The sequence below is a fragment of the Sphingobacterium sp. genome (genome assembly GCF_032065005.1).
GTDB lineage: Bacteria > Bacteroidota > Bacteroidia > Sphingobacteriales > Sphingobacteriaceae > Sphingobacterium.
This window is the reverse complement of the sequence record NZ_DAMBMM010000001.1, coordinates 158,557-185,500: the sequence shown is the minus strand read 5'-3', so window position 1 is coordinate 185,500 and position 26,944 is coordinate 158,557. Positions and strand designations below refer to the sequence as shown.

Here is a 26,944-nt window from a genome sequence, read left to right as displayed (position 1 = left end):
TTTGGCTACGAAATGTATTATTAATTAGAATTACGGATTCGTAAATCTTGGGGAGGAAAATATTTTATTAAAGGAATGTCAGCATTCAATAAATTTAAAGAACGCGTTCTTGCCAGCTATTGGGAAAAACACAAAAACAATGAATTACATGACCGATTAGCAAATCCAACTTCTGCTAATCTAAGAGACTATGCCCTATTCCTTTTGAATGAAGGTATGAATCCTGATGACAGAAAAACGCTGAGAGATTTCTTTATCTTAAAGGACGAACTAGGAGATCTAGAAAAATCAATTGCCGGAATTGACATCGACAAATTAAAACCTGTACGATATTTTATTGATGGTAAAACCAGCAATCCCGATGAAACTATTGTAAAGCTTTTAGCAGTACTGATTGACTTTCAACCAAGACCATTTAGGATCGATGATTGGATAGTAGATATAAAACCTAAATTAAAGGAGGCTTCCATATTACCTTTAAATCAACCCGCTGAAAAAGAGCATCCGAAATTTCCTGATTCAAGTAGACAAAGCTCTGTAGTAGGTTCCTCGTCGCGGGAATCTGGAACAAATACTTCGAAATTCAACAAAAAGGCAATAATGTGGGTGGGATCTGCCGGACTGATTGCTGCAAGTTTAGGGTATATTACCCTCAAGGATAAAAAGGAGTGCATGGTTTGGTTTAAGGACCGATACATTGTGGTAGACTGTTTAGACAATAACATGTGGAATCAAAAGGTGATTGCTCTGGATGAAGAAAGGTTAAAAAACTTTAGAAAAATCACGAGATATGATACTTTAGGTCTTAAGGATGTAAATAGAATTTGGTATTCTAAGGTCAATAATGAAATTGAGTTTTTCACGACGGCTGGATTGCATCCTGAACATAGCGAACGTGGACTAAAACTGGCCAGTGAATATATTATCCGAAAATATGCAATGGGCGAAGAACCAGATACCAGTAAAAATGAAGAGTAAATGGGCAAATAGATAGGTTGCCCATTTATCCTTTTCAATATTAAGCGATATCTACTTCCTTCATCAAATAGATATCTTGAATTCCCTGAAGCAGTTCTACACCTTCTTTCATTGGCTTTTGAAAAGCTTTTCTTCCACTGATCAAGCCTGTTCCCCCAGCCCTTTTATTGATTACGGCTGTTTGCAAAGCATCCCGAAGATCGTTTTTACCTGAAGCGCCGCCTGAATTGATCAAACCTGATCTGCCCGCAAAGCAATTTAATACCTGATAGCGGCAAAGGTCAATAGGATGGTCCGAACTCAATTCACTGTACATTCTTTCATCAAGCTTACCATAACTACTGTTCCCTAAATTTAAGGCTTTATAGCCACCGTTGACTTCTGGCAACTTCTGCTTTATTATATCTGCTTCTATGGTCACCCCTAAATGGTTAGCTTGCCCCGTCAAATCAGCAGATAAATGATAATCCACGCCATCCTTTTTAAACGCATCATTTCTCAAATAACACCATAGGATGGTTGCCATGCCCAAGCTATGGGCTTCTTGAAAGGCTTTGCTCACTTCAACAATCTGTCTCCCTGATTCCTCAGAACCAAAATAGATGGTCGCTCCTACTGCAGCAGCTCCCATGTTCCAAGCTTCGCGAACTGTCCCATAGAGAATCTGATCACTTTTATTGGGATAGGACAATAACTCGTTGTGATTGATCTTGACAACAAAGGGAATCTTATGCGCATATTTTCTAGATACAGCGCCTAGCACGCCGAATGTTGATGCCACAACATTACAGCCACCCTCTATTGCCAGTTTGACAATATTCTCAGGATCAAAATAAATAGGGTTTGCAGCAAATGAAGCGCCAGCACTATGTTCGATGCCCTGATCTACCGGAAGAATGGAAAGATAGCCAGTTCCAGCTAACCTTCCGTGACCGAAAATATTTCCTAGACTCCTTAAGACCTGCGGATTTCTGTCAGTCAGTCCATATACATCATCAATAAAGGATGGAGAGGGTAAATGAAGCAGTTCTTTATTTACTGTCTTACTTTGATATTTTAACAAATCCTCAGATCCTAGGTGTTCAATCAATTTATTGATATTCATTTTATTACGTTTAAATCTTTATATACAAGCTATTATAATTATTGAACATGATGGCATTAGAATTGTTTCTGATAACAATGAATAATTTACCAACAATCGGTAAAAATATTTATTTAAATTTGGTCGAAATTTTAACCTATTTAATTGAAAACCAATCATGATGAACCTCTTAATAATCCTGATTAGCATCTTGGCCCTCTTAATCATTCTATATTTTATATATGTAGAGCATAATCTGCATTCAGAAAATAGAGAACGGTTAAAAATTTCCGAATTTGGCTATGAAGAAAAACAGGTCAGCTTAGAAAATGGAACTGTTCTTAATTATGGAGAGGGACCTGATAACGGCCCAGCACTGATGTTGATCCATGGTCAAGGGGTAGATTGGAAAAATTACGCAAAAGTACTTCCGGAATTATCGCAAGATTGGCATGTATTCGCTGTTGATTGTCACGGACATGGGAAATCTAGCCATGCAACACATAGTTACACCGCAGAAAAAATGGGCACAGATTTTATCTGGTTCATTGATCATGTCATAAAAGAACCTGTCTATCTATCAGGGCATTCCTCTGGAGGTCTTCTGGCAGCTTGGATTTCTGCAAATCATATTCGGATTCAAAGTACGGTCCTTGAAGACCCTCCCTTGTTTTCCACTGAGAAAGACCGTTGTCAGAAAACATTCGCCTGGCAAGACAGCTTTCGTATAGCTCATGAATTTCTTCAACAAACTGAAATAAAAGATTATTTAACCTTTTATCTTCCTCGAAGCTATTGGAAAAATAAGTTTAAAGGACTCTGGAAAATCATTATTTCAAAAGCCAACAAATTCCGAGCAAAGTATCCTAATCGAATATTCAGAATAGGTTTTATACCATTAACCATTAATAAGATCTGGGAATCGGCATCAGATAACCGGTATGATAAAAGATTTGCTGATAGTTTTTATGACTGTTCCTGGTTTGAAAACTTTGATCAGGCAGAAACTTTAAAAAAGATTTACTGTCCAACAAGATTAATTTTCACCAAGAACTCTAAGTGGAAGCAATATGATGAAAATGGCATCCTCATGGCTGCTATGTCAGATGAGGATGCCCATAAATCTGCAGGCTTAATCCCAGATTGCAAACTGATAACCGTCGATTCTGGTCATGGTTTTCATGATGAACATCCTGCAGAATTTATTAAGATCATAAAATCTATGCAAGGAATTTGACCTGCATTATAAATTAACCAGCATAGTTTTTCTCTCCTGGTTTCTGAAAACTTCAATATTCAATTTATTCATATACTGATCCCTCTTCAATACAAGTTGAAGGTCTTTCAGTTCCTTGATATCCACTGATTGACATCCAACAATTACATCAGATTTTTGAATCCCAGCTTTTGCCAATGGAGAATTTTCTTCAAGCTCTAAAACCAAAACTCCTTCCATCGTTGGTAAACCAGCAGCAGATTGTTCCCCTAAAGATTCAATGGATTTTAACTTAGCTCCTTTCCATTCAAAAACTGCACCTTTCGAAACATTACCTTCTTTATGAATTTCAGGGATATGAGGTGAATCCAAAAAACTTTTTAATCTGGTATTTCTTACTCCTACATCATTTAATTTCAATGGATGAAAATTCATGTTGCCAGAAATTAAATCAAATTTTCCGGTCGCTACATCTATGAATTTTATATCCACAACCGATGAATTAGCATCCACCGATTTGGCTTGGTCCGCTTGCAGGTCTTTTAAACTGGTATAATAGTTTTCATCAACCTTATCTCCCCAAAAGTTAACCTGTATATCTTGATGAGAATGCATCACAATATTATTTCTAAAAACGTCATGACTGTTTTTGAACCATACATGAGGATGAAACCCATTATTGATCATGATATTATTATAGACCGTTCTATAGAAACCTTCTCGCAATTTCAATCCACCACTAAGACAGAGGTTATTAAAGATTTCATAATTCGAAGAACCATCATCAAGGTCAATATCCCATCCATGATCACAACTAAATCTATTGTTACTGATGATCGTTGTTTCAATCGCATCCAATTTAACCCAGTTTGGATGGGCTTCCACAATTCGGTCCATCTCTTTTCTATCGGGATGCCAAAAACGATCTCTTCCCCAGGAGTTAAAAGCACCATGGTCGCTAGTTTCCAGAACGGTGTTGAATACATCGTTAAATGAAATCTGATGTCCTCCCCATGTTCCATCGCCTACATTAATCCCCGCTCTTGGGACATCATAAATACTGTTGTGCAGTACAGAGATTCTTGCTGACATCGAAATCTGTACCCCCGCAACTTGTTTTTCAATCAGTCCAATATTTCTGATCACATTATCGCTCGCTTCACAATCTGCTGTATAATTTTCTGTTTTTGGACCTGGAATGCTGTCTATTTCATTTTCAGGAACAAAATTCTCATATCTAAAGGAAGGACTTCGAACTGCCTGAGGATCCCCAACAAAATTTATAGCACCGCCGCCTATCCTTTCCATTAAATTCCCGCTCACTTTTACTCCTCTATTATAATTGCTCAAGAAAACGGCATTCCCACCCAGATCGATAAAATCAGAATTGGATACACTACAATTTTCTGCACCTTCAAAACGGACCGCAGCCTGCCTATAAATGGTCCAATCACTTCTCAATAATGGTTCTTCCGTTTTCATAAAGGTTGGATCTGTTTGCACAAAACGGATCCCGATTATATGTACCTCTCGAACTGGTTTTTCCATTGATCCTTTTATCGATATCAAGGATTCAAGCTGAGGAGCCTCAAAAACAAAACTATTTGGATCCTGATCTCCAAAATTTAAATATAGCGTTGAACTTGATTGATCTAAATACCATTCATTCAACGTATCCAATTCCTCGAATACATTTTCCACAAACCGATAAGTTTCATGCATTTTGCTAGGCCGATTATTTTGTAACCCACCTTCTAATTTTAATTCTCCATTTTCATCTTTACCTGTTACCAAATAATGAAATCCACCCCATCTACCTATATGTAAGGCATGCACAATCGCTCCCTTAGGATTCCTCCAACCTTTAACTCTTTCAGGGCTGATTGCGTCTTCCGCATAGCCATTGAAAGGGAGAATTTTAGGGTCATAATTGGGATATCTTGCTCGATTTAATAATTCTCCGCTTGCAAAAAGCCGTTGAAATTTTAAGCCTGTTGGCACCTTAGCTGTCCATAGGTTATTCTTGGATTTTGTCCACTTCAGATTCAGTTTATTTGCTCCTGAAAAAGTCACCTTCCTTTCATTAATGGCTTTTATCGTAATGCCATCAAAGTTTATTTCCAATGGTTTTGATAGATAATATTGACCATCGTTGATAAGCATTTCAACTAAATGATCTGGATGTGAACTTTTATATTTTCTAATTTGTTCCAAGGCATATTCAGCAGAAGCAAAGGATTTGTCCTTGGTTCTACCCTCGTTCTTATCAGAACCCTGTTTTGAAACAAAAAATGAAATGGTGTTTGGTTGTGCACTTGCCATAGGAATGATCAAGATCATTGTCATAGCAAGCCAAAGAACTTTTGAAAATAGTTTTAATGGAAAGTGCATTTGAGTGGTTTTGAGTTTAGAGTTGATTATTTCAATCCTCAATATAAGAAATATTCAGTTCAAATGGAGTGAAACTCTGACTTGATCAAAATAGAGGTTTTTAATTCAAGAAAATTTTCAGATTTAAGGAAGGCATTGTTTCCTCAGAAATCTCTGTTCCCAATAATCCTCAAACTGAACACTTTCCATGAAATAGTATTGGTAATTAAGCCATTATCTAGTGGCAAATTTGAAAAATCAATCAAACTTGTTACAAAAAAATATTCAAATAATTAACTTATTGATTTTTAATTAATTAATATTTTTACTGACCAACTCCGTGTTTTTTATCAAAACTTTAATAAACCCCAAAAAACTGAAAGACCAACGAGCTTTTAATAACAAAAGATTCAGTTTTAACTAATATAAACCCCATATTTTCCAACTTTTACCAAAAAGGATTATATTCTTTTATTTATTAATTGAATTATCAATTAGAGTATTATATTTTCTTAGAAAAATTACAATTTGTTTATAAATGTTAAAGTTTTTCTATATTTGACACAATCAATAATTATGAAATCAATAAGCCTTCACTTATTGAAAATGTTTAACAAATAGTATTACTAACAAAATTTATTTACGAACAACGAAGTATTATGAAACAAAGATTACTCAGCGTTATTCTGCTGTGCATGCTATTCGTAGGAGTAGCAAACGCACAACTAAGGCAGGTAAGCGGTAAAGTGACTTCGGCCTCGGATGGCAGCTCCCTAAGTGGAGTTTCAATCCGTGTTGATGGAACGAATACTGCAAGCCAGTCTGATGGTGATGGTAACTACACCATCGATGTATCTAGAGGAAATGCAACCCTTGTATTTTCTTACATTGGATATGCAACACAAAGAGTAGCAGTAGGCACCCAATCTACTGTAAATGTGCAATTAACCTCCTCCGACAACGAGCTTGAAGAAGTTATCGTAACGGCATTAGGGGTTAAGAGAGAAAAAAGAGAATTAGGCTATTCTGCTGAACAAGTAGATAGCAAAACCGTTAACAAAGCCAGTGCTGTAAACATCGCCAATGGTTTACAAGGTAAAGTTTCAGGGTTGAATGTAACGACCTACAATTCTGGCGTTTTTGAAGATGTCCGCATCAATTTGCGCGGTATCAGATCATTGACAGGTAACAACAACCCATTATTGGTTTTGAATGGTGTTCAGATGGATATCAAATATCTATCTTCCCTAAACCCGAATGATGTTGAAAATGTATCTGTGTTAAAAGGTGCTGCAGCAGCTGCCATCTACGGTCCTGATGCTCGTAACGGGGTTATTTTGGTCAATACCAAGAGCGGATCTGAAAAAACTGACATTAATGTAAGCCACTCCACCCAATGGCAAAACATCTCCTTCTTTCCAAAATTGCAAAAACAATTTGGACAGGGTGCAAATGATGTCATCGATCCAGTAGAAAACTGGTCTTGGGGACCAGCTTATGATGGACGAATTGCAGACATTGGCCCGCAACTTCCAGATGGTAGTCAACAGACTACTCCTTATGTAGGAACAGATGAACGCGAAAAATTCTACGATACTGGTGTTACCAACCAAACTAATGTATCTATTAACGCGAAAGACTTCTTCTTAAGTTTAGAAAACTCTGATATCAAAGGTATAGTACCGGGTGATAAAAACAGAAGAAACGGTATTCGCTTAAACGCAAAACGTGAATTTGGTATGTTCAGAGCAGGGGCTAACTTCAACTACTCGCAACAGAACTACAACACATTTAACCAATCAGGTCCTGAAGATTACTTCACAGCCCAAGGTACAGGTGGTAATGACGGTCTATTCAGCCAATTGATCAATACACCGGCGCATATTCCGCTTACCAAATACAAAGATTACAAAAACGATAAATTCGCGACTTACGAGAATTGGTTTACAAACTATGGATTAAATCCATATTTCACCATTGATAATTGGCGTACTTCTGGTAAAAAGCAGGATTTGATTACTAATATCGATCTTGGTTTCAAACCTTTCGATTGGTTAGACTTCACCTACCGTGCTAGTTTAACTTCAAGAGGAATTGCAGAACGCGATCTTACCGTAGGTAATAAGTCTACACCTTTCGGTGAATCTCGTGGCAAGACCCCGATTCCTTCTTCATTAGAAGAATATAGCTATAACCAAACTATCTTGACTTCTGAATTCTTTGCTAATGTCACTAAACAAATCAATGATGATTTCAAATTCAACGGTATCCTAGGAACCTTTGTAAGACAGAACGAATACAGAGCGACAACTGTTGGTGCAGGCAACCTTGTAATACCAGAACTATATAACATCAGCATAAGAACCGGAAACTTAACTGGAAACTCCGACGGCTATAAAACTAGATTGTTTTCTACCTACGGAAGTGCCGGTCTTAATTACAAAAATTGGGCTAATTTAGAATTCACAGGCCGTTGGGACAAAACTTCAACTTTAGCTCCAGGAAACAATTCATACTTCTACCCTGGGGTTAATGCTGCAGTAGTGGTTTCAGATGCTCTTGACATCACTTCTGATTTCTTTAATTATTTGAAAGTTAGAGGTGCTTGGACCAATACTGCCAATTCAGACATTAGCCCTTACTTCCTTGAGGCAACTTTCTCTCAAGCCAACGGATTCCCATTTGGTGTAGTTTCTGGTTTAACTGCTAACAATGAATCCTACAACTACAACCTTAAACCAGAGCGTATCAATACGACTGAAGCTGGTTTTGAAGCAGGATTCTGGAACAACAGATTAACTTTAGAAGCAACTTACTTCTTCTCAAAAAATACTGACCAAATCATCAGGGTGAGTACCTCAGAAGCTTCTGGTTATTCAAGAACAAATACCAATGCCGCTTCATTCAACAGTAAAGGCGTTGATTTTGACTTCAACTTATCTCCATTAATTAAATTTAACGATGGTGGTATCAACTTCAGAGGTAATTTCCTTTGGAATGATTCAGAAGTAACAAGCATCTATGAGGCTCAAGGATTGAACCAAACAGAACTTGCTATCGGTGGATATATTGCTGCAGGAAACTATGCAATCGTGGGTGAACCAGCTTTTGTTATGCGTGGTACCGACTACATTAGAGATGACCAAGGACGTATCATTGTAAGTGAAGCTGATGGTCGCCCTTTTCAATCATCAACCAATGTAAACTTTGGAAGAACCCTTCCAAAATGGATCATCGGATTGAACCCATCTGTAAACTACAAAAACTTCAACCTTTCAGCGTTATTTGAATACAAAGGTGGCCACGTAACTTCATTCTTTGGATTAGGTTCTGCAATGGCATGGACCGGTGTATCTGAAGCTACAGCTTACAACAACCGCGAGCCTTTTATCCTTCCTAACTCCGTGATTGAAGATCCGAACAATCCAGGTTCATATATACCTAACACCACTGCTAAAATTGGTGAAAACGAACCTATTTACAACTACTATACAGGAGAATTCGGAAATACTGCATCTAACTTTATTGTAAGTGCAAACCATTGGAGATTTAGGGAATTGGCATTATCGTATGATATCCCTGAAGCATGGCTTTCAGCAAGACAGAAAACCTTGAAAGGTCTTTCTATCGCACTTGTTGGAAGAAATTTAGCTTTATGGCTTCCTAAAGAAAACAAATTCATGGACCCTGATTTTGACAGCATGGCTTCTGATTATCCGAACGCTTATGGTAATGTCAATGACACATCAAACCCACCTGTTAGAAATTTTGGATTTACAATAAATGCTAGGTTCTAATTTAATAGAGAAGAAAATGAAACAAAAAATATTATTGGCAATACTAGCAACTTCTTTAGTATTGTCGGGTTGTAAAGATAGTTTCTTTGACATCAACACCAACCCAAACAGACCTACGATTGCCTCTGTCACCCCGCAATACATCTTACCGATGGTATTGAAGCAGACAGCAACAAGAATGGGAACTCAATACTCCTTTGCAGCATCTTGGACTGGTTATTATGGTCGTGGAGCTAATTATGGTCCAAGTCTACCTTTGGAAAACTACAGCATCACGCCTGCATTCCAGCAAACTCAATGGGCAAACAGTACCACCACTTGGTTTGATGTCTTAAACGACGCCGAATTAATGGCTCAAAAAGCGGAAGAAACCAATGAAACATTTTTCTTAGGTGTATCCAAGGTAATTAAGGCTATTGGTTTTATGTACCTTGTTGACATGTACAATAATGTTCCTTATAAAGACGCATTAAAAGGTGATGCGAATATTGCTCCTGCATACGAAAAGGGACAAGATATCTATGCAGATTTACTTGTTCAACTTGAGGAAGCCCGCCAAATTTTCAAGGCTAATCCCGAAATTTCAGATGCAACAGCGACAGCAGATGTCCTTTTTGGAGGCGATCTAACCATGTGGAGAAAGCTGGCAAATACCCAATCCCTTAAATTATTGATCCACCAATCAGAGTTTGCACAAAACCCTACTGCTGAAATAGCAAAAATTACGGCTGATGGCAGCGGATTTATTGAAGCCGGTAATTCAGCGAATTTAACCTTGAGCTTTGCCAATAACGATGGCCAAGTAAACCCTGTTTACATGGCTTATGTTGCAGACCAAAGTGGAATTGAAACTGATGCATTCAATAGAGTAAGCGCATATTTATTAGACAGATATGTATCTAACAATGATATCCGCCATCAATACCTTTTCGATAAGGCTGATGATCCTGCAGACCCTACCATTGAATATGTAGGCGCAATTTTCGGCGGACCTACCGTCCAAGGATTGTATTCCTCGAACCAATCTAGGGTAGTTGGCCCAGGCATCGTTTCTTCTGGTTCTGATCCAATGTGGTTCTTTACATCTGTGGAGAGCTTATTTCTTCAAGCTGAAGCAACTCAACGCGGATGGCTACCTGGAAACGCTAAGACAGCTTATGAAAACGCCGTATCGGAATCCTTTAAATGGCTAAATGTGACCAATGCTCAAGCTGAAGCAACTGATTTACTAGCCAATTCAGCAAATTGGGATAATGCATCCAACAAATTGGAATTGATCATCAATCAAAAATATCTATCACTTCCTAGTATCAACAACTTCGAAGCTTGGGTGGATTACAGAAGATTGGGATTCCCAACAGATGTACCTTTGTCTGCCAATCCTAATATTCAAGGACGTAAAATCCCTCTTCGTTTGATGTATCCTCAAAGTGAATTCAGTTACAACAATGCTAATGTAACTGCTCAGGGCGACATCAATCCACAGACCAGCAAAATTTTCTGGGACGTGAATTAATTAGTACAAGCAATCTGAGTTAATCAGATTAAGAGTATAAAAGAAGATCAGCAGTAACCAAATGGTTACTGCTGTTTTTTTGATTCTTAGGGCATGTCAATGCACGTTCCTCCCCTTCTTTACCCTTAGATTTTCCCTCTAAAAAGTCTGTTTTATCCCCGAATTAACTTACCTTTGGCAGATATTAAAAATTTAAGAATGAGCGACAACAAGATTATTCTTCCAGATCAGGCATCTCAAGAGCAAAAACATGTACAGGTGAGAAAAATGTTCAATTCCATTTCCGGGAATTACGACAAACTCAACAAGGTCATTACTTTTGGCATGGAAAAAGGTTGGAAGAAAAACGTCTATAATCTTGTCGCAGCAAAAAGCCCCAATAAGATCTTGGACATTGCAACCGGAACCGGCGACATGCTCCTGCTTTTCGCCAATAGCAAAGCCTCGGAAATTATCGGAACGGATATTTCAGAAGGTATGCTTGCCGTAGCGGAAGAAAAAGTAAAACAATTGGGCCTGGAAAACAGAATTAAACTGGATCAGCAAGACGCTGAGAACCTTGCCTTTCCAGACAATAATTTTGATGCCATCAGTATTACCTATGGGATCCGAAACTTTGAAAACCTTGACAAGTGCTTACAAGAAATCTATCGTGTAACAGCAGCAGGAGGTCAACTTATTGTCCTTGAAACCTCCGTACCTCAAAATTTCATCCTGAAGTCCGGCCATTTAATCTACACCAAATGGGTAATGCCATTATTGAGCCGTATGTTTAGCAAGGACAAAACCGCCTACAAGTACCTTTCAAAATCCGCATTAAACTTCCCTTATGGCGAAGCCCTAAAAAAACGCTTCGAACAAGCCGGATTCACCGACGTAAAGATATTGCCGCAATTTTTTGGCGCTTCAACAATTTACCAAGGAATAAAGAAATAAATCAGATATAAAAGCTTCAAAAAAAGGATAGTGTCACAAAACACTATCCTTTTTTTATTGTTTAAAATATCAAAATTTCTTAAATCAATTAAATCACACCCAAAATCCCATTTCCCAGTCTAAATACTAACTACTAACTACTAAATACTTATCTGCCATGCATACCCTACTACCCTTTATCTTGGTATTAATACTTCTGATCGTATTCTTAACCATTTTCGCCAATCAGCTCAAAATAGCCTATCCAATTCTTTTGGTTTTGGCAGGTTTGGCCATTAGCTTTGTTCCGGGTCTGCCCCTTTTAAAGATTGACCCAGACCTTATCTTCTTTGTCTTTCTACCGCCGCTCCTCTATGAAGCCGCTTGGGGTGTCTCCTTCAAGGAAATGAAAAAATGGTGGCGGATCATTGGAAGCTTTGCATTTTTGGTGGTATTCTTCACGGCATTTCTAGTTGCAATCATATCCAATCAGATTATCCCTGGATTCAGTTTGGCATTAGGTTTTGTCCTAGGGGGAATTGTCTCCCCTCCTGATGCCGTCAGCACAGGGGCAATCACCAAATTCGTCAAAATCCCCAAATCTACAACTGCCATTCTAGAAGGCGAAAGCCTTTTGAACGACGCATCCTCATTAATAATCTTCCGTTTTGCTTTGGTAGCAGTAGGAACGGGACAATTTATTTGGCAGGAAGCAGGAACACAATTCCTTTGGATGCTGTTTGGAGGAGTTGGGATTGGTCTTCTGGTGGCTCAGGTCTTTATTTGGATACATAAACATCTGCGCACTGAAGCAGCTTCTGATATTGCCCTGAGCCTGATCAGCCCCTATTTCATGTATTGGCTTGCGGAGCAGGCCCATTGTTCAGGGGTGCTGGCGGTTGTTGCCGGAGGTCTTTACATGTCCTCACAAAGGCTCAAGTACTTGGCAGCAAGTAGCAGGATCAAGGGTGCTTCCGTATGGGAAAGCTTTGTCTTTTTACTGAATGGCATGGTCTTTTTATTAATTGGACTGGACCTCCCCGAAATAGTGGCCGGAATCCGGTCTCATGGCACTCCTTTGGGAACAGCGATTGGTTATGCAGTCATCATCACCCTCGTATTAATTGCTGCCCGGATGATCTCTGCTTTTGCAGCCATGATAGCTACCATCGTTTTTAGACCTCAGATTGCCCATCAACAACAATTTAGTACCCGAAGATGGTACACACCGCTATTGATGGGCTGGACCGGTATGCGCGGCGTGGTCTCCCTAGCTGCGGCATTGGCCATCCCTTTAACACTCCCTAATGGCGAAGCATTCCCACATCGAAATCTTATTTTGTTTATCACCTTTGTCGCCATCCTATTGACCTTGGTCATACAAGGGCTAACCCTGCCTTATTTGATCGCTAAAACACAACCCTTCAAAGGCTATAAAAATGAAGAAGAAATGGAGGAGGAAAATAGGCGGAACATGAAGCTCGGACTAAAATCCCATGTCTATAACTTCGTCAAGGATAAATATGAAAACCATCACCAAGGCGATGCAGCTGTTGAAAGGATCTTGAAATACTGGGAAGATCAATCCAAAGTTCAAGAACACAGTTGGATGAATGGAGTAAGCATGCAGACCTTACTGGAAATCTTTGCCGAACAAAGGATATATTTGACCAACTTAAATAAAGATGAAAAGTATGATGAGGAATTGATTCGTCAGCAGATCTATCAAATTGACCTTGAAGAAGAAAGAATCATCTTGGTTTTCAAAAGCCATTTGCCATAATAAAAATAACAAAACAGCGCTTAAAGCGTTAATTAGGAAACAATAAATCAAACTTATGCCGACATTGGAACAAAGAATTGAAGAACTGAACAGACAATTTGGATTTAGGGAACATCCCGAAGACTTTAACTTTGAACTGAACCCTGAACGCATTGCTTATAAAAATGAAGCCTTAAGAACCAAAAATAGGGACTTATACGCTTCTTACCTAGCCGATAATCACTCAAGGGAAATGGATCGGGAATTAGCAGATTTTGACCAAAAAGCCAATAACTTAATACAGGTTAGCAAAGATGAGGCAGAACAGCTTTTTGCAGACAACAAAATCAACATGCTAAAAAGTGACATAAGCTTCAAGGACCCTGACGCTATTTTCCAGATGAAAAAAGTAAATGAAGAAGACCTCAATTGGCATTTAGAAGGCCATGAAACAGACCTACTGAATGGTAACTCCAGACCTTATGAAGCACTGGAAGGCAAAAGCAATATCTGGCTTTTAAAATAACCCCACCCTACCTTTCCCTATTAAAATACACGCTTGACAAATAAAATCTGCAACTACTTAGTAGTTGCAGAACTTACCTTTGTTACAAAATAAAATAATTCCAAAAAATTGTTTTCAACCCTACAATTCCTTAAAAACCACGATAATATCCTAATAAACCAAATAAAGCTTACTACATAAAAGTTAATTTTATTAACATAAATATATGTTGAAAATACATTTACTTATTTATTTAAACAATACAATATATTTTCGCTCACATTTTTAATTATTTAGTTAATAAACACACAATAACTATTTCTTTGTAAACAAAAAACATGGACTACAGAACTAACAAAAAGAAAGTTTATGTCAAGCCTATTATCCTCATCGAAGAATTCGAATTAGAGGAAGGGATTGCAGTCGGATCTTATAACATTAAGACAGGAGGACCTTCAAATGAACCAAAAGTAGAAGATTGGGACATGAATACCGATGGTAAATTCAAGAATTTTGACCTATAGGTTATTTCTAAAAACCATTAAGAACAAAGCCAAAATTAAACCAATACTTAATTTAACATGACAACAGTTAATAAGACCTATTTATTTCATGCTATTTTCCTGATTTTTATCTTAACTATACTAGCTTGCAAAAAGCATACTGGAGAAACAGAGAAACCGAACCCTACCAAGGAAAATTCACTTCATTTTAGAATTCAAGGTGTGCAAGACGTCAGCGAACCTGAATTGAATCATGACAATATAAAAGCTTCAAAAAGCGGTCCCGCAAGGAGGCGAAAGATTGCCGCTGAAAGTGAAATCGTGAGCTTAGATGGCATTGATGCCATCATGACGGTAACGGAAGATGCACCTAGCCAATACCCAGATAAGCTTGAAAAGAAATCATATACGGTAAAGAACAATCAGTCCAGAACTTCCGGCAATGGAAATTTGGCCCGAGCAATCTCTCAACTGAAAAATGGAGTGCGTTATAAAATTGTGCTATATAAAGCTGATTCAAATGGCAAACCAATCGAATTTGTTGACCAAGCTGATGGTCAGGTAGGCGGTACTGATGTTTCCATTGAAGCTTACAGAAACACGAATTATCGATGGTATGCATATTCTTACAACAACAACAGTCCTTTAGAGGTATTTGTAGCAAATCAAACCAGCCTTCCCGTTAAACCATCTGGAAACAATAATTTGCTGAGACAGGATTTCGCTTATGCAACAGGCATAATAAGGACAGGAAATGTCATTGGTGGCAACAGTAGTATCAATAATATTGTACTGACCAGAAAAACAGCTCAGATAATATTGGAGATCAATTCAAGAGGGATGTTTGGAGCAGTAAGTTATGCCAGTCCTCGATTTAAAGACAACTCTGGTCTTGCCAAAGCTGACTTTAGGCTAATCGATAGCAGTTACCAAAGCCCCAGTAATATGATCAATGCCTTCAATGTCTATAACCATCATGGATCCGGTTATTCCGTACCGGAGGGAACTGATTCTGTTCCAGAAGCAGATTGGAAAAGAAGGTACACCTTTTATACCGTTGCTAATGGATCGGCGCCGGTTAACCTAGTCGTATCCTTGGACACTTTAAGAATATCAAGTGAACGGATTTCTGAATTCGATGGAACTTCATACTTTGTTGAAAGAAATTTCTTTGGCCGGAATTTCATTTTTCCCAATTTCACCCCTCAAGCTGGAAAAAGCTATTTTATTTCAATAAAACTGGTGGAATCTGCTATTCCTATTGGTAATACCATGTGGGCAAGAGCAAATGTATATCGAAATGCTAAAGGACCTAGACTCCCAGGGAATTTTTGGGAATACAGATTCCGATATGACAACCCTTTGTACATTTCAACAAGTGTTGTTCCACCAATGACTGAAATGTTTACCAATGACATTTACAGTATTGGCGGCAAAAATATCTGTGAAAGGATTTACCCTGAAGGTGTATGGGATCTTCCTACTAGAGAGGATTTCAATGAATTAGATAGGTATTCAAATAAAGAAATCATACGAGAACCAGGAAATTGGTACTTAAGGTTTATCCCATATAACTCAGTCCCCTTATCCATTGGATATGTTGATGGATATTTAAATTTAGTCCCTATTGGCTACAAAAGAACCAGTACTGAAGATTTCAGCCAATATTTCCCCAGTAGTAGTCGATTCAGGGAAACCAAAGGATATTGGCGAACAACGGACCCTTCAGTATTTGCTCGCGTCAACTTCAGCATAAATTCCAACGATTATATCAATACAGGAACATATACGGCAACCTGGAATGCCTGTATCCGATGTATTAGAAAAAAAGGTTAATCGCCGATTTTCTCCAAGAATATTCGATCGAGCTCAAATTCATTACCTTTCTCACCTAGTTTCCGGACATGAAAGGTAATGGAATTGGTTTGTTTCGTAATCTTAATAGTTCCCATTGCTACTTTCTCATTCAATTTCTCTTGGGCAGCATTGCTGGATTTCCAATCTGAAATCAATTTTTGCCTTTGCCAAATCGCGAATTCAGCACCATTATCCTTCTCAAAATAGGAAATCGACAATTTATACTCGCCTTCTGGAACATCATTGAGCATAACTCGAACAGTATGATGCCCATCAGAACGCATTCGTAATCCACGGTCTTGCTTGACTTCTGCCCCAACACCAAGTGTTACTTCCATCAACTGGGGGAAATACTCATGAACCGTTGGCAAATAAACTTGACGAAGCTCATCTGTAGGCTCAATTTTAGAAGGCAAAGGTTGGGCGCCATAATACATGGCGATCGATGTGTAGTCAACCGGAAATTCATTACCCTCTGGCCCATGCTCGATAACATGGTCAATTTCCTTTTCAAATGGCATTTTATCCGTCATGAAAAAACGATATGCCCCTGTCCTTCCCATTGGCAAACTATAATCCAATGATCCATGTATGGGTAAACTTATCCCACGGTCCCATCTGTCCAACAATGCATACCAGCCTCCATTATAATAATCTTCCGAACCTGTTCCATGCAACCTTTGTTTCCCATCGATATGGGTGACATCATCGCCCTCGAAGAACAAGGTCATACCCGGCCGTAAGCCTTGTGCCAAATGAATGGTACCTACATAATGACCCTTGCCATTCGTTTTTAAAAATTCATAATATTTACCTGTCTCAGGCTTTTCCCTTCGCCATACTGCATAAAACTTCCCTTCGTTCTTCTTATCTCTTGCCTCATCTGTATAGTAAACCTTAGTTTTGATTGATATGGGAGCTTGTTCCAGATTACCTCTTTTTTTATAGATCATTTTCAGTTCAGCAGATCGGTCAAAAGGCATCGGCATATAGCTATAGTTCAGATTTCCCTTGCTCCCCATTAATAGACCCCGCATAGCTTTTTTGCCATAGGCGTATCCAAAGTAATCGGCAACCGGAGCATAAACAGCTTCAACCTTTTCATCATCCCATTTTGCAGAGAATATAATATCCTTTTCCATCCCTTCAAACGATGTTCCTGCATCTACTTCAAGCCCTACAATCCTTCCTCCCTTATTTGCTTTATAAAAGTCGAGCTCTTCGCCTGGGTTGATTACAAATGTCTTTTCTATGGCCTGAATACCCGCTGACTTACCTTTAGCAAATCCATTGGCACTAGGAGCCATATCCGTATAAATTTTACTTAGCTCTTCAATCTTGGCCTTTTCTATTGGCGAAAAGTTTCCAGTATAGGATTCAACTTTTCTATCAGGAATTTGCCTATTCTGGATCTGTAAGAACAGGATTTTCTCGCCTTCAAAAACAATTTTCAAAGACTTCTTATAGGGAATGGGAAGATAGGTGAAATAGCCCCCGACCTCATTTCCAGAAATTCCCTTCACAAATGGAAAAACATGCCCTGAAAACAGATCTGAAAAACGAATCCTCAATCTAGCTTCTTTTTCACCATCAAAATAGAAGGACAGGGTATCATCGGTTGGGGTCGGTGTCCAAATTCGATTGACAACGCCAGATCCCTTAAAATCTGCAATGACCAAATGATTTCCTTCCTTACGGATAAAAGAATAAGCCCCTCCAAATCCATCATCATTTTTCCCTGTCCGATCATAACTTGATATTTGTTCTATATATTCACCGGTCCTATAGGATGGAAGTAAATCTGGACGGATTAAATTATCCAACTCCTCAATATAACTATACGGCGTTTTTTGCGAAAATGCCGGATGAATGTTCAAAACAATAAAAGTAATGGCCAAAATTGAAAGGTACAAAGCTCTTTTCATGGTAATGGATTTAGAATTTAAACTACTGTTTACTAATATATTAAACGTTTAAGCTATTCTAAGATAAAGAAAAATGATAAAATTAGACCCTCTTTCCAGAATAGTTAATCGTCAATATTTTAATTAATGGTGCAGTATCTGAATACAAAAACGCCATTTTACTTTTTTTGATAGAATGGCGTTTTTATATGTTTTAATATGTTAAGGATAGCTCAGTAAATACTGCCTTTTCATTGGAGCCACCTTTGACTTGCAAGCCCGGTCTTGGACTACGGTCCCAAGGCGCAAGTTCCTTCAGGTTAAAGCTGCTTGCATCGTTTATTTCCATAACTTTCCAATTTCCTTCCTGAACCGAGAAGGATGCCGTACAGCTTAGATCATCTTTTGTTTGAAGCCTGAGGGAAATTTCTTTCGCATTTCCTGGAATTTCTTGGCTAGAAAGGATCTTGTACTCTTCCCCACTTACCTGCCACACTATAACTTTCTTTCCTTGAACTGATAGACCAAGAGCACGATCTTTATCTCCATAGATCACTACTCCTTTCAAAAGTTCTTGACCTGACTTCAATAAATCCAATTTGGCTGTTAGATCGTATTTCTTGCTTGCAGGCCTCCAAGTTAATACAGACCCAACTTCATTAGCTTTTATCTCTCCCGGAGAAAGTTGCAAGCCCATTAAATTCAATTCTATTTTAGGAATCGAATTCCTGAAATCCCATTGCCCAAATAAAGCTGATCGTTTAATATTCTTGAAATCCAAACTGAAACTTGATGCTGCATCCTCAGTATCATTTTTTATGAAATCAAAGACTGGTTTATTTTGATCTGACCATTCCAATTTCGCCAATAACCCTTGCCTTCCAGTAAAGACCGTCCCATCTTGGCTATAACCATGAAATAGGTAATAATAATCTCCTTTTTTATCAGTTACAAAAGTACCATGCCCCATGCATTTCCATCTTTCGTTGCTTCCTAATAGCACAGACTCACCTACATCTTCATATGGTCCTCTAATAGTTTTTGAACGAACCGCCTGTACATGGTAATCACATCCTGGACCGCAACATGCACCTGCAGAATAAAACATATAGTAATACCCATCTTTCTTGATAAAGCTCTGCCCCTCTATGCCAATTTTTGCCGTATCTTGTAATATAGAAAAGGGTTCCCCTTCAAGCTTCATACCATCCGCTGAAAGTTTACTGCCCAGTAACTCTATAGGTCGCTTATCAAGGCCATAGGCTTTCCAGGTCATGTATAGATCCTTGCCATCCCTGACAACAAATGCATCGATTGACTCAGTTCCATAATCTACAACAATCCCTTGATCGACAAAACCTCGATCTGGAAACTTTGAAGTTGCCACTCCAATACAGGAAACTCCATCGGTCTTACGCTTTGCGGAGTAATACACGTAGTAAGTTCCATTCTGATAAAAGTATTCCGGCGCCCAGAAGGAAGAGGCAATCCAGTCAGGAGTTTTTTCAAAAATAAACCCCACCTGTTTCCAGTCCCTTAAATCTGTCGAAGTATAAATGGGCAAATGGGGAGCCCATTCACTGGAGGTTCCCACTGCATAATATTTTCCATTGGCTGATATGACGCTAGGGTCTGCAAAATCACCGATTATTCTTGCCTGGTTCTGTGCCCTTAAAGACGAAGAAAAGAAAACAGCAACAATCAGGAAAATACCTCCTAATATTCTTTGAAAAGTTAGTTCGTAATTCATAAGGTTTGTATTGATTAACTGCAAAATAGCAAATAATTCAAAGCCAATCAAGGTTTAGCTAAATTGTTTAAGCCATCTAGATATGAATACTATGAAAGATTTGTATCGGACAGGGTTTCCGCATCAAAACTGCAGCTTGCGGTACCTCCGTAATCCTTTTTTTACATCCTAAGTACAATTATTAACCTAAAAATTGGTTTATTTATAAAACACATAAAAATCATGCTAAGTAAAATCATCAAGGAAGAAACTAAAGGGTCTCACCAAAGGCTGGAAGCCAAAATGGTTAGAATAATCAAAAAAATAAAAACAGATGCTGAATATGCGACCTTTTTGAAAAGTTTCTATGCTTATTTCAATGCTGTCGAACAAGAAACTGGAAAATTCATCAACACCGAAATATTACCGGACAAAGCCTTGCGCAGAGACTCATCCTATATTCTAGCAGATATCCAAACCCTTGGGTTCGATTTAAGCAGTCTACCTCCTGCAGAAGCACCAAAAGTTGAAAATACGCTGCAGGCATTAAGTTCATTCTACGTATTAGAAGGATCCATCATGGGCGGCCCATATATCGTTCAAATGTTAAAGAAAAATGGTATCACGAATGGCTTTTCATTTTTTGAGGGCTATGGGGATCAAAGTGAAGAAATGTGGAAAAAATATACCGATGTATTGAACAAATTTGCTTCAGACCCTGCTCAAGAAAAGTCAGCAATTGATATTGCCAACCAAACATTTGATAATTTTGAAGAAGTTTTTATGGCTGAAATAGTTAAATAGCGAATTAAATAGAACAGTCCTAGAACAGGTATTTTTTGGTATATTTATTTTTACATCTTTATCCTCTAACCATGTAAACAATTTACCAATGGAACTCTTCACAACATTAAAAAGAGAAGACCTCAAAAGACTATTCGATAATTTTTATCAGTATAGAGATAAAGTCTTACAATTTAGGGACTACACAAAGCAAGTCTTTGAAGTCCCTAAAGCTGACCCTGATACTTTCAGAAAAGTTTCGGGATTTTTTGCTGACAAAAACCATGTCTATCGAGAATGCCTTCAAGATGATTCCCCTGTAAATACCATTGTTAATGCTTATGGGCACCGAATGAATAACCCCGAGGCAAAATGGCAGATTGTAATAGTGGATGGCCTAGACGGCAAGTCCTTTAATTATATCCAAGATAAATACGACACTGTTTATTGGAAAGATAAAAACGGAATATACATCAGAAAAAATGGCGACCTGAAAGCACTAGAAAATGTGGATCCCAAATCCTTTCAATACCTCAATTTTCTTTATGGAAAGGACGATCAACATATATATTATGAAGACCAAATCCTTCCAATAGACGTCAATGATTATTCCCTGGATCAATGAGGATTTATTAAAGATCGATTCCGAATTTTCCATTACGATTTCGAGATTGGATTGGACCCCCAAACCTTTCAAGTGGAATATTACAACCTCATCAAACAACCCATCATATTATTGGACAAAAATGGAAAATATGAATACACACGATCCATCCAAAATGATTCAAAAATTATAAAGCAGGAAAGTTAATCGACTAAGTCCAATAGAATGGCTAAATTCGCAACTCTATAAACAATGCAAAAAAATGAGTGATCCAAATTCTAGAAGCAACATCAAACCAGGTATCTTGGTTAATATCATCCTGAAAAAAGACCAAAGATCTGGAAATCTCACCGAAGGAATTGTGAAAGACATCCTTACTTCTGCTCCTTATCATAGCCGTGGAATCAAAGTTAGGCTCACTGATGGTCAGATTGGTAGAGTCGCTGAAATTATCGACGAGGACTAAATAGCGCTTTCTAACAACAACGTGACAATTAAATTCGTTTAGCCAACTTTTATTGGTTATGTTTGCCTCTTTTTGGCGCAAAGACCGGTGATTTATTTATTCTCGCCAGCCTTTCCTATAGAATAAAGAGCATCATGATCGCAGATTTAGAAGATAAACAGATAAAAGAAATCTACAGAACCTCTATTATCCAACAGACCGCTTATTGGTCTGAAGTCAAGAAAATGCAAGGGGTTCAAAGCGTAGCCTATAACTTTAAGGTAAAGTCATCCGATTTGTTCAATCATCCAGCTGATGACACCTATATCATTGGCGACCTGCTGATCATCATTCAGCACCTTGATGCCGATCACTGTATTGCCTATGTTCCTTATGGCCCTGAAATTGAACCAGAAGCAGAAAACCAAGGCTATTTCCTGGAACAACTTTCCGAAAGCCTCAGGAGTTATCTTCCCCCATCCTGTATCATGATCCGTTATGACCTATCATGGGAATCCTTATGGGCAAAAGAAGATGATTGCTATGACATTCATGGAAACTGGATCGGTGTTCCAGAAAAAAGAATTCAAGAACTAAGGTTTAACTTCAATACCGAAAATTGGAATCTTCGAAAAGCGAATACAGACATTCTCCCTTCCAATACGATCTTCATGGATCTCAAAAAAAATGAAGAAGATATCTTGGCAAACATGAAGTCCAAGACCCGTTATAACATCAATCTCTCAAAAAGAAAAGGGGTACAAATCCGATCCTTAGGCATAGAAAACCTAGATGTTTGGTATGAACTCTATCGCCAAACAGCGCAGAGAAACAATTTCTTCCTGCACGATATCAACTATTTTAAAGTGGTTTTAAGTGCTCGGGCAAATGATACCCAATCACCTGCGCAGGTCTTTCTGTTGGTAGCTGAAGTGGATGAACAACCTCTTGCAGCCATGTTTTTAGTCCTTGCAGGCAATAGAGGAACTTACCTCTATGGCGCTTCTGCTACCGAAAACAGAAATTATATGGCCACTTATGCTCTACAATGGAAAGCAATGCAATTAGCTAAGGAAAATGGCTGTACGGAATATGATTTCTTTGGAATATCACCACAAGCGGATGAATCACATCCTATGTATGGATTATATCGATTCAAATCAGGATTTGGTGGACAAGTGTATCACCGTATGGGTTGTTGGGACTACCCTCTGAATAAAGAGAAATACAACTATTATGCATCCATGGAATTTCAAAACCAAAGCTATCACCTTAACTAAAAAAATAAAATTGGCAGCCCAATGAAGGACTGCCAATCTCATTTTAATTATACCATCAATTATCTAAATACAAATCTTTTTACTTTAACGTCTTTTTTAACATCTCGGTTGGCATAAATCCATTGCTTCAAGATATCAAGCAACAAACCTAAGTATTTGATCAGTATCATGACCTTCCCTGGAAACTTGATCGATGATGATCTGACCATCAATAGGATCTGGGACAATGCTTCTAAAATTAATTTCATTCATTTTCCAATTTTGCTCTGAGGATTAATCATAATTAAATTCCTTCAAGCGGTTAACAATTTTGATTCTTCCCGACCCCATCCTTATCTTTTCTACTAAAACGGGATACCAAGTTTTATAGGCCAAGGCAGATTGAACAACCATAAAATCTTGACCTTCCTTCCTGAAATAACTTCCCATCAACGGACAGTCTTTTGTATCGCTATGGTAATTGCCGATATGGAAAAACACAAGTGAAAAGTCAGGAATCTTTCGGATCTCCAGCATCCCTTGATGACGTCTGCCAAATTTAGGCGCATATTGACTGTTCATTCCTGCTGTGCTATTTAGCTCAAGTGGATAATTCCCCTCAGGGATACAGGTTTTTCCAAAAACTTTTGATGACCTGATCTTATCCTCCAATATATAACAAGCAAACAAACCGTCGATATAGAGATGGGATAAAGTACTGTTTTCAGCACTGTACACGCGGACCAACTCGATCATTAGACAATAAATTCATTTACAAATTGACTTTCCGAAATCCTTCTGGTTTTTTTATCAATGGAATATACCCACATGGCCAATTTATCGCCTTTCTCAAATAGTTTCAATGGAACTTCTCCAGTTAATGTTTTTCGAGTCCCTAATTCCAGGTGATGGAAATGCTTTTTTTTCTCATTATAAATGACCCCTCTAACCTCAACTTCCGATAATGGGACCAAATACTTCGACTCTGAAGCCCATTTCAGCAAAATAGAGCTATCTGTCTGGCTTGCACTTAAATCAATGATCTGTTCTACAGTCCCTTTGCTGATAATAATTTTTGAATAATCCAATTTGATTTCTGGTAAATTTCCTTGTACAGCATTCCTTAAAATATGACTGGTCAAAAGGTTGGCCGATGTCATGTGCCTAATTTTTTCATCCTCATAATTTTCCTTCAAAAATTCGCGCAATGGATTTACAAAAGCCATCACTAAGCTAAATTTAGCTTGTTGGTTCAACATCTTTTCGGTAGGTACTCGTTTGATCTTTTTTGGAATTGAGCGGATATATTGTATCCCTCTCCAACTTCCACCAACTACTGAACCTACCTTTCCTGAAAAACTCCCTAAAATTCCGTTTGAAATAATTGCCATTTCTTTTAATTTTTAAAATTTAACCATTCGATTGCATGCAATACTGTTTTGATATCGACAGCTAAACTCTAGTTTTATTTGCCCATTAAAACATGTTGACACAGTTTGGCACAGTTTGAATCAATTTGAAACGATATGGAACAGCAAACAACTCAATGACAGGAACCTAAAAAAACAAAGCTTCAATTTTGTTTAGTATAAATTTCTATATTAGTCTTAACTAATTAACATTTATGGACATCCAAGTTTCCCAAGCTTTTCAATCCCGGGTCAAAAAAACTCTTTTTTCAATTTTGGTATTTATTTTAGTCTATTGCATCCTTTTGCTAACCGCAATAGCGATCACGGCTTCTTTCTCTTATTTCGGAATCTGGGCGATTGTGAATTATCCAAATTTCTTGACGATCACTTTAGGATTAGGTTTGATTGCAGCAGGGTTTATGATCTTGTTTTTCTTGATCAAATTTATTTTCGGAACGAATAAGACCGACACCAGTGAGTTCATCGAAGTCACCCAAGAAGAACAACCTGAATTGTTCGCCATGATCCATGATTTAGTAAATGAAATAAAAACTGACTTCCCAAAAAAAGTATTTTTAACCTACAACGTTAATGCTTCCGTATTCTATAATTCTAGCTTTTGGAGTATGTTTTTCCCGGTTAGAAAAAACCTTCAGATTGGGGTTGGATTAATAAATTCATTGACAAACCAAGAATTGAGGGCCATCCTAGCCCATGAATTCGGTCATTTTTCGCAACGAAGCATGAAAGTCGGTAGCTATGTATATAATGTGAACAATGTTATTTTCAACATGCTCTACAACAATGAATCCTTGAGAAAGATGCATGAAAAAATTGCTGGACTGAGCTCCTATCTTGCCTTACCATTATATATTTCCGTTTTCTCCATAAATGGCATCCAAAAGATCCTCCAAAAACTTTATGAATATATCAACATTAATTATCTGGCCCTTTCCAGAGAAATGGAATTTCATGCTGATGAAATTGCAGCCAATGTGGCTGGATCAAAAGCCATGTCAGATAGTTTACAAAGATTGAGCTTCGCAAACCATTCCCTAGAAAGTGTCATCTCTTTTTATGAAAAGAACCATAACCAAAACTGGTTGCCAAAAGACATCTATGAAAACCAGCATGCAGTTAATTTATTTCTTGCTAAAAAGAACAAATATGAAATCAACAATGGCTTCCCTTTGGTGCCCTTGGATGCTGAATCAAAATACAATAAATCAAAATTGAATATAGAAAACCAATGGCAGTCGCATCCATCGACCCAAGACCGCATACAGGCCATTGCAAAAATGAATATTCAGGTTGATTACGCTAATCAATCCCCTGCTATCGAGATGCTCAGGAATAAGGACAACCTATTTCAAAAAATAAAAAACCATCTATTTGTCAACCTCAATCACCAAGGCCCCATTAAACAGTTAGATACTCCAGAATTCCAACTAAACTTTGTGAAGGATTTTGAAAAAAATGATTTTGATGAAATGTATAATGACTTTTATTTCTTCATCAATCCAATAATTGAAGATTTCTCAAAGCTGGATTATCATGCTGAGCCAATCCCAATCGCTGAACTGTTTTCCGATCAAAATCGAGATCTATCATTTGATCTTAATTCCTTATTGAATGATAAACAGACCTTAACTGATATCAAAAACAAAACCTATAAGATCAAATCTTTTGATTATGATGGGGTAAAATATAAAAGCTCCGATGCCAATCAAATCCTGAAATCCGTAGAAATTGAAATTCAAGCTAAACAGGCACAGATAAATGAAATAATCAAAAGATCATTTGAAACCTTTTATAGCCTTGCGGATAGCGATTTGACAAAAAGCCAATTAAAGAAGAGTTATGAGCTGATGAAGGATATGGAAGCAAGCTTTGAGAATCGTATCCAATTCTATTATGACCTGACCCAAAGATATGCTTTTGTTTATGACCAGGTTGAGTATTCTGATATTATCAGTCAATTTATGAAAAACAAATCCCTAGAAACGAAATTAAAGACCGAAATCTCAACGCTCCTGAGCAATTCAGTTTTGACCGGAGAACTCGCAAAGGATATATTGGATGATTTGACCGGGTTTATCAATAAAGACTTGGTATATTTTGAAGGAACAACCTATCATGACGACAACTTGAATCTGTTATTCACGGCTATCCATCAATACTACTACATGACCTTTAGGGCTTACTTCCTCCATAAGTACAACCTTCTTAATTTACAAAAGGACATCTACAGTAGATCATAAAAAAAGAGTGACTGATGCAGTCACTCTTTCTACTTTTCATCCAA

21 protein-coding genes are annotated in these 26,944 nt (G+C 37.9%); 14 read left to right on the top strand and 7 right to left on the bottom strand.

Features of this window, described 5'->3' with window-relative positions; all coding sequences use genetic code 11:
* Positions 1 to 75: 75 nt before the first annotated feature.
* On the top strand, positions 76 to 978 hold the full coding sequence (locus RT138_RS00800) for a hypothetical protein (protein WP_313189087.1): 903 nt from the start codon (positions 76 to 78) through the stop codon (positions 976 to 978).
* Between the two features lie 40 nt (positions 979 to 1,018).
* Here RT138_RS00800 and RT138_RS00795 read toward each other — a convergent pair whose 3' ends face one another.
* Positions 1,019 to 2,083, bottom strand: a complete 1,065-nt coding sequence (locus RT138_RS00795; RefSeq protein WP_313189086.1) for a class I fructose-bisphosphate aldolase — start codon at positions 2,081 to 2,083, stop codon at positions 1,019 to 1,021.
* A gap of 157 nt (positions 2,084 to 2,240) precedes the next feature.
* Here RT138_RS00795 and RT138_RS00790 point away from each other — a divergent pair, with 157 nt between their 5' ends.
* Complete coding sequence (locus RT138_RS00790; protein WP_313189085.1) at positions 2,241 to 3,299, top strand: alpha/beta hydrolase; 1,059 nt, start codon at positions 2,241 to 2,243, stop codon at positions 3,297 to 3,299.
* A 6-nt stretch (positions 3,300 to 3,305) separates the two neighbouring features.
* Here the strand turns inward: RT138_RS00790 and RT138_RS00785 are convergent, their stop codons facing one another.
* On the bottom strand, positions 3,306 to 5,669 hold the full coding sequence (locus RT138_RS00785) for a PDZ domain-containing protein (protein ID WP_313189084.1): 2,364 nt from the start codon (positions 5,667 to 5,669) through the stop codon (positions 3,306 to 3,308).
* A 638-nt stretch (positions 5,670 to 6,307) separates the two neighbouring features.
* Here RT138_RS00785 and RT138_RS00780 point away from each other — a divergent pair.
* The 7 genes from RT138_RS00780 to RT138_RS00750 all read left to right on the top strand — a co-directional run bounded on the left by RT138_RS00780 (position 6,308) and on the right by RT138_RS00750 (position 16,482).
* Positions 6,308 to 9,445, top strand: coding sequence for a SusC/RagA family TonB-linked outer membrane protein (locus tag RT138_RS00780; protein WP_313189083.1), 3,138 nt, complete (start codon positions 6,308 to 6,310; stop codon positions 9,443 to 9,445).
* Positions 9,446 to 9,461: 16 nt separating this feature from the next.
* A complete protein-coding gene (locus tag RT138_RS00775; protein ID WP_313189082.1) occupies positions 9,462 to 10,961 on the top strand; it encodes a SusD/RagB family nutrient-binding outer membrane lipoprotein in 1,500 nt (499 codons plus the stop codon).
* Between the two features lie 198 nt (positions 10,962 to 11,159).
* Positions 11,160 to 11,897: a bifunctional demethylmenaquinone methyltransferase/2-methoxy-6-polyprenyl-1,4-benzoquinol methylase UbiE gene (gene ubiE / locus RT138_RS00770; protein WP_313189081.1), complete on the top strand. Its 738-nt coding sequence runs from the start codon at positions 11,160 to 11,162 to the stop codon at positions 11,895 to 11,897.
* Positions 11,898 to 12,054: 157 nt separating this feature from the next.
* On the top strand, positions 12,055 to 13,659 hold the full coding sequence (locus RT138_RS00765) for a Na+/H+ antiporter (RefSeq protein WP_313189080.1): 1,605 nt from the start codon (positions 12,055 to 12,057) through the stop codon (positions 13,657 to 13,659).
* 55 nt (positions 13,660 to 13,714) lie between these two features.
* The gene (locus RT138_RS00760; RefSeq protein ID WP_313189079.1) at positions 13,715 to 14,164 is read left to right on the top strand and encodes a hypothetical protein; all 450 of its coding nucleotides are present in this window, start codon (positions 13,715 to 13,717) and stop codon (positions 14,162 to 14,164) included.
* Positions 14,165 to 14,481: 317 nt separating this feature from the next.
* Positions 14,482 to 14,667, top strand: a complete 186-nt coding sequence (locus RT138_RS00755; protein WP_313189078.1) for a hypothetical protein — start codon at positions 14,482 to 14,484, stop codon at positions 14,665 to 14,667.
* Positions 14,668 to 14,724: 57 nt separating this feature from the next.
* Positions 14,725 to 16,482: a hypothetical protein gene (locus tag RT138_RS00750; RefSeq protein ID WP_313189077.1), complete on the top strand. Its 1,758-nt coding sequence runs from the start codon at positions 14,725 to 14,727 to the stop codon at positions 16,480 to 16,482.
* Here RT138_RS00750 and RT138_RS00745 read toward each other — a convergent pair.
* Both RT138_RS00745 and RT138_RS00740 read right to left on the bottom strand, forming a co-directional pair.
* Positions 16,479 to 18,428, bottom strand: a complete 1,950-nt coding sequence (locus RT138_RS00745; protein ID WP_313189076.1) for a glycoside hydrolase family 172 protein — start codon at positions 18,426 to 18,428, stop codon at positions 16,479 to 16,481. The two genes, RT138_RS00750 and RT138_RS00745, sit on opposite strands and share 4 nt — an antisense overlap.
* Positions 18,429 to 18,621: 193 nt before the next feature.
* Positions 18,622 to 20,157 (bottom strand): glycoside hydrolase family 43 protein, encoded by a 1,536-nt coding sequence (locus RT138_RS00740; protein WP_313189075.1) that lies wholly within the window; start codon positions 20,155 to 20,157, stop codon positions 18,622 to 18,624.
* 222 nt (positions 20,158 to 20,379) lie between these two features.
* Between RT138_RS00740 and RT138_RS00735 the strand changes: the two genes are divergently transcribed.
* The 4 genes from RT138_RS00735 to RT138_RS00720 all read left to right on the top strand — a co-directional run bounded on the left by RT138_RS00735 (position 20,380) and on the right by RT138_RS00720 (position 23,248).
* Entirely contained in the window at positions 20,380 to 20,940 is a 561-nt protein-coding gene (locus RT138_RS00735; protein WP_313189074.1) for a biliverdin-producing heme oxygenase, read from the top strand.
* An 88-nt stretch (positions 20,941 to 21,028) separates the two neighbouring features.
* Complete coding sequence (locus RT138_RS00730; protein ID WP_409529441.1) at positions 21,029 to 21,544, top strand: DKNYY domain-containing protein; 516 nt, start codon at positions 21,029 to 21,031, stop codon at positions 21,542 to 21,544.
* Between the two features lie 241 nt (positions 21,545 to 21,785).
* On the top strand, positions 21,786 to 21,989 hold the full coding sequence (locus RT138_RS00725) for a YwbE family protein (RefSeq protein ID WP_093097338.1): 204 nt from the start codon (positions 21,786 to 21,788) through the stop codon (positions 21,987 to 21,989).
* A gap of 134 nt (positions 21,990 to 22,123) precedes the next feature.
* Positions 22,124 to 23,248, top strand: a complete 1,125-nt coding sequence (locus RT138_RS00720) for a lipid II:glycine glycyltransferase FemX (protein ID WP_313189073.1) — start codon at positions 22,124 to 22,126, stop codon at positions 23,246 to 23,248.
* A gap of 59 nt (positions 23,249 to 23,307) precedes the next feature.
* Here RT138_RS00720 and RT138_RS00715 read toward each other — a convergent pair whose 3' ends face one another.
* The 3 genes from RT138_RS00715 to RT138_RS00705 are packed head-to-tail and all read right to left on the bottom strand — an operon-like array spanning position 23,308 to position 24,618.
* Positions 23,308 to 23,496: a hypothetical protein gene (locus RT138_RS00715; RefSeq protein WP_313189072.1), complete on the bottom strand. Its 189-nt coding sequence runs from the start codon at positions 23,494 to 23,496 to the stop codon at positions 23,308 to 23,310.
* A 25-nt stretch (positions 23,497 to 23,521) separates the two neighbouring features.
* The gene (locus RT138_RS00710) at positions 23,522 to 23,983 is read right to left on the bottom strand and encodes a DUF5675 family protein (RefSeq protein ID WP_313189071.1); all 462 of its coding nucleotides are present in this window, start codon (positions 23,981 to 23,983) and stop codon (positions 23,522 to 23,524) included.
* Positions 23,983 to 24,618 carry a DUF6266 family protein gene (locus RT138_RS00705; RefSeq protein WP_313189070.1) on the bottom strand — a complete coding sequence of 212 codons (636 nt, stop codon included), beginning with the start codon at positions 24,616 to 24,618 and terminating at the stop codon, positions 23,983 to 23,985. The genes RT138_RS00710 and RT138_RS00705 overlap by 1 nt, the downstream gene beginning before the upstream one ends.
* A gap of 233 nt (positions 24,619 to 24,851) precedes the next feature.
* Between RT138_RS00705 and RT138_RS00700 the strand changes: the two genes are divergently transcribed.
* Positions 24,852 to 26,900, top strand: coding sequence for a M48 family metallopeptidase (locus RT138_RS00700; RefSeq protein WP_313189069.1), 2,049 nt, complete (start codon positions 24,852 to 24,854; stop codon positions 26,898 to 26,900).
* Positions 26,901 to 26,944: the final 44 nt, after the last annotated feature.